The organism is Paenibacillus sp. 01T422 (genome assembly GCF_056398785.1).
In genome coordinates this window covers 1-4,582 of sequence record NZ_JBFTQB010000514.1, presented here as the reverse complement: position 1 = coordinate 4,582, position 4,582 = coordinate 1, and the positions used below count along the sequence as shown (strand labels likewise).

The 4,582-nt window shown below is 46.4% G+C and carries 5 protein-coding genes; all 5 read right to left on the bottom strand.

The window, feature by feature from the left end; translation table 11 throughout:
- Positions 1-1,210, bottom strand: a 1,210-nt coding sequence (locus AC1DUA_RS24680) for an extracellular solute-binding protein (protein ID WP_477502280.1), incomplete at its 3' end; no start/stop codon positions are given.
- A 90-nt stretch (positions 1,211-1,300) separates the two neighbouring features.
- Entirely contained in the window at positions 1,301-2,170 is an 870-nt protein-coding gene (locus AC1DUA_RS24675; RefSeq protein ID WP_477502279.1) for a carbohydrate ABC transporter permease, read from the bottom strand.
- Positions 2,170-3,033: an ABC transporter permease gene (locus tag AC1DUA_RS24670; protein WP_477502281.1), complete on the bottom strand. Its 864-nt coding sequence runs from the start codon at positions 3,031-3,033 to the stop codon at positions 2,170-2,172. The genes AC1DUA_RS24675 and AC1DUA_RS24670 overlap by 1 nt, the downstream gene beginning before the upstream one ends.
- An 835-nt stretch (positions 3,034-3,868) precedes the next feature.
- On the bottom strand, positions 3,869-4,303 hold the full coding sequence (locus AC1DUA_RS24665; RefSeq protein WP_477502278.1) for a hypothetical protein: 435 nt from the start codon (positions 4,301-4,303) through the stop codon (positions 3,869-3,871).
- Between the two features lie 23 nt (positions 4,304-4,326).
- Positions 4,327-4,582, bottom strand: a 256-nt coding sequence (locus AC1DUA_RS24660) for a hypothetical protein (RefSeq protein ID WP_477502277.1), incomplete at its 5' end; no start/stop codon positions are given.

The following is a 4,582-nucleotide window of genomic DNA, read 5'->3' as shown; positions in this document are numbered from 1 at the left end:
GCGGACGGCTATCCTCTGGCGGCAGCAGTACCTTCTTGCCATTCACGACCTGATGTTGAAGCCCTTCTATCCCAAAACGAATGAACTCATCGTTGCTTGTATCATAGAAAAAGTCGAGCAGCTTCAGCGACGCTTCCGCTTTGTTCTTGGCTCCTGCTGGAATGATCCATTCCGGCTCACCCATCGTTTTCATCGTAACGAAACCTTGAAAACCGTCTACTTTAGGCACCGGCATGCCAACGATATAAGCATCGGGCGCCCCCTTCAGCATCGCCGTGTACCGATCGCGTACACTTGCCGGGAGGTGGTACCAGCTGCCAACCAGATTATTGTTGATTTTGGCCTGCCATACGTCGCCTTTGTTAAGAAACGTCTCGTTATCGAGCAGTTTGTCTGCATATAGCTCACGGATATATCCGATAGCTGCCTTCATGTTAGACGTAACGCCTGCATACTGAATCTTGCCGTCATACAGGTCCCACTCCGGACTCCCTTCCCACATGGCAACACCGTACATGCCGAAAAGATGATCCATCCACTTGCCGAATTCTCGGCCTGAGGTCGGCAGCTCGTCTTTTAACCCGTTGCCGTTGGGATCCTTATCACGAAATGCCTTCAGTACTTCCTTATAGTCAGATGCTGTCTTCGGCATAGGCAGTCCGACCTTATCCAGCCAATCCTTACGAATCATCGGTGCGCGCTCAGGAACGAGAAACACTTTTGGCACATAGTAAATATGGCCATCCGACGAGGCAGAACGAACAACATCCCACGCCTCCTTAGGAATGTTCTTCCACACATTAGGTGCGTACTTCGGAAGAAGATCTTCGAGCGGCAGCGCTCCACCCTGTTTGATCAATGTTTGCTCGATACCGCCAATTGGACGTAGAATGTCCGGCAAATCATTCGAGGCAATCATCAGATTGAGGAACTCCGTTGGCTCTGAGCCCGGAGGCGTGGTCGTGAGCTTATATTCAACGCCTGTTTTCTCTGCTACATATTTGACGTGCGCATTATTAGCATCTGGAATGGTGCCTACGCCCATATGGCTTTTGAACACCTTCACCTGTACAAGCTTGTCGTTCTTGGCGCCGCCTTCTGCGACAGGTGTGTTGTCTTCCGTCTGCGCACACCCCGCAAGGACTGCAACGGCAAGCAGCGAAGCCGCTGCTGTAATCGCTATCTTTTTCCCAAATAAAAGTTTCCTCATGCTTATATCCTCCCTTTGATGGCACGTCAACGATCCTTGCAAATTATTTGCTATATTAAGCCAGTGTTGCGGCTCTATATCGGCCCCTTTTTACTCCTTCAACGAGCCTAGCATCGAACCCTTTACAAAATACTTCTGCAGGTACGGATATACTAAAATAATGGGTACGGTCGCGAACAGAATTGTAGCCGCTTTCAATGTTGTCGTGTTGAAATCATAATCGCCAAGGAACAGGTTCACAGCAGCAAGCTCCTCCGGTGACTGCAAGTAAGCACGAAGCTTCATTTGCAGCGGCCATTTGTTGGGATCACGGATGAACAGAACGGCCCTCTGAAAAGTGTTCCAATATCCTACGGCATAAAACAAGCTGACAGTCGCGAGCACAGGCTTGGATAAGGGGAGATAGATCCGGAACAAAATGCCTGCATCCGTGCACCCGTCCATACGCGCTGAATCATCGAGCTCCGCAGGAATGCCCATAAAAAACGTCCGAATAATAATCATGTTAAATGTCCCAATCAAACCTGGCAAAATCAGCGACCACAGGGAATTCATCATGCCCAGCTCCCGAACTGTCAGGAAAAATGGGATCATCGGTGCATTGAAAATCATCGTAATGATAACAGCCAGCATGAACGGCTTGCGGATCAGAAATTCCTTGCGGGACAGCGGAAACGCTGTCAAAACAGAGAACAGCATGCTTAGCAGTGTCCCAACAATCGTAATGTACGCCGTTACTCCGAATGCGCTCCATAATCCCTTATTTTGCAGGATATGACCCCACGATGCCCACGTAAATTCGACCGGTAGTAAGAACACCGTCTTCGAATCTGCAGCAATTGGTGAACTGAGCGACACGGCCAACAGATGGACAAGCGGCATCAACATCGTGCATGCAGCTGCGGCTAGGAACAAATAGTTGAACACTTGAAAAGCTTTTTCTCCATATGCCTGTTTCATCACCACAACCCCTGTTCTGTCTTTCTCGCCATCCGGTTAAACACCCACAGCAGTGCGAAACCAATGACTGACTGGAATAGTCCAATGGCTGTGGTAACGCTGTACTGCCCCTGCAAAACCCCGGCTCGGTACACATACGTCTCAATAATATCCCCCACGGAATACGTCATAGGCGTCAGCAAGTTATAAATTTGGTCAAAACCAAGCTCCAGAAAATTGCCGATATTCAGTAGGAATAGCACCAGAATCGTTGGAAACAGAATCGGTAATGTTATATGAAGGGTTTGCTTCCAACGGTTTGCACCGTCCATTACAGCCGCCTCATACAAATTCGGATTGATACCGGTAATTGCGGCAAGGTAAATAATCGTGCCCCAGCCGACTTCCTTCCAAATGCCCGATAAGACGACAATCGTTCGAAAATAACTCTGCTGCTGCATAAACAGGATCGGTTCGAGACCGAACCATCCACGGACCATGTTAGCCACGCCTTGAGTGGACAGCAGTTCAAATACAATACCTCCAACAACAACCCATGATAAGAAGTGCGGGAGATAGAACATGCTCTGCACTACTCGTTTTACCAGCATCAGCCTGACCTCATTAAATAGAAGTGCTAGAATAATAGGCGCAGGAAATCCGAATACGAGGTGATACGTGGCGATTGTCGCCGTGTTTCTTAATACATGGTAGAARTCTTGATACGTGAAGATGAACTTGAAATTGTCCAACCCCACCCAAGGGCTTCCCAACATACCTTTGAAAATCTGATAGTTTTGAAAGGCAATGACACTCCCCATGAGCGGCACGTATTTAAAAATAAGGTAATAAACGAGCCCGGGGATGATCATTAGATAAAGCATCCAATGCTTTCGCAAATTCAGAAGATATCGGTTTTGCGCAAACTTCACATGCTTCACATCTCTGTCTGTGATTCCGGGCTTAGTTTCCGTATACAACTTTGCCACTGTCGTAAGCCTCCTTCACGTCTAGTACCGCAATCTTACCCGCTGGGGAGATGTCATGACAATCGTTCAATCCTCTAGGACATGAACCGATCCGCGATTTGCATATTTTCCCAGGATTTGAGAGTTGGGGCAAGAAAGTGTTAATGCAAAAATGTCTCAATTCGAGGAATTGTGCATGCTTTGGAGCATCGGTTCATTCCCAACGAATCCTGCTAAGACATAAAAAAGGGACTATTTCGATGAAATAGTGCCCTGTAGTTGGCTGGGGAGAAAGGAACCTTTGGAGGAGTTAACTTCTCCTCTGTCGTTTAGCTTGTTAAGAGCCCGGTAGGAGCAATTTGGGGGGGCGGAGGATACTTACCGCTAAAAATCCAGCGTTTCTGTGGCACTTGGCGGAGGAGGTAACCTCATACTAGCGTTAAGTTGGTCAACGATGCATCCTTGAGGAACTACAGGCCGCTATTCTAGCAAATTCAGCCCGTTTCCGTGTTCAGCGGAACTACAGGGCTTTATTTGATCGCTTAATTCCGTTTTCTTAAAGAAAACGGATAAATAGAGGACCACAGTTCCCCTCCGCGCGAAAAAGAGCCTATTTCGATAAAATAGTGCCCTGTAGTTCCCCAGGGAGGAGCCGCCCAAGCRATGCAGCAAATTTCATGGCGCTGAGTGCTCAACACAAAAAAAGGGGTAAGCTTCGCTTACCCCTTTTTTTCCAATCACCTTGAAATCTTTATTTAAACACATTTATTTTTCTGAGAATCTTATATATATCATCATAAATGATAATGTTACCTTTGGGATCAATTATAAATCGTTGCGGCGCAAGACCAAGCACAATCCGTTTGGGCTCAAACCTATCCAAAATTTCATTCATTCCAGGTTCAGAAGGAAGAGAAATACCATACGGAGTTGGCGTTGGATCAAAATTATGGGTCTTGAAGTTATAAACACCCTTATGGTATACGGCATTGTCTACATTAGCGTACTCTTCCAGTTTCCCTTTTATATCAATACGGTAGAATTGGTTACCCACCATTAAGTAGAATTTGCCTTCATGCACTATTGCGGATTTGATATTACCTACGTTAAGGGTTGCGACTATGCTCGCTCCTACACCAGGAGTTACTAATTGAATGGTTTTGTTGTCCTTATCAAGTAGGTACAAATGACCTTTATCCATGAGCGAAGTTAAGCGGTGCGTACGTATACTATCAATATTTGTATGGGTTGATAGAGCCTCTCCTTCATGTGCCGTATAGATAGTACCTTTAAACGAGTTGCTAATATAGTAGGTCTGCCCATCATCTGACGGTTGTATGACAAGTCGCTAGATCTATCGTAGGCAATCATTTTCACGCTAGGATAAACCTGATAAAATACCGTCATTCCTTGGCTAACATCGCTTCCCATGACAAAGATTTTATCCGAATTTCGATCGTAATAT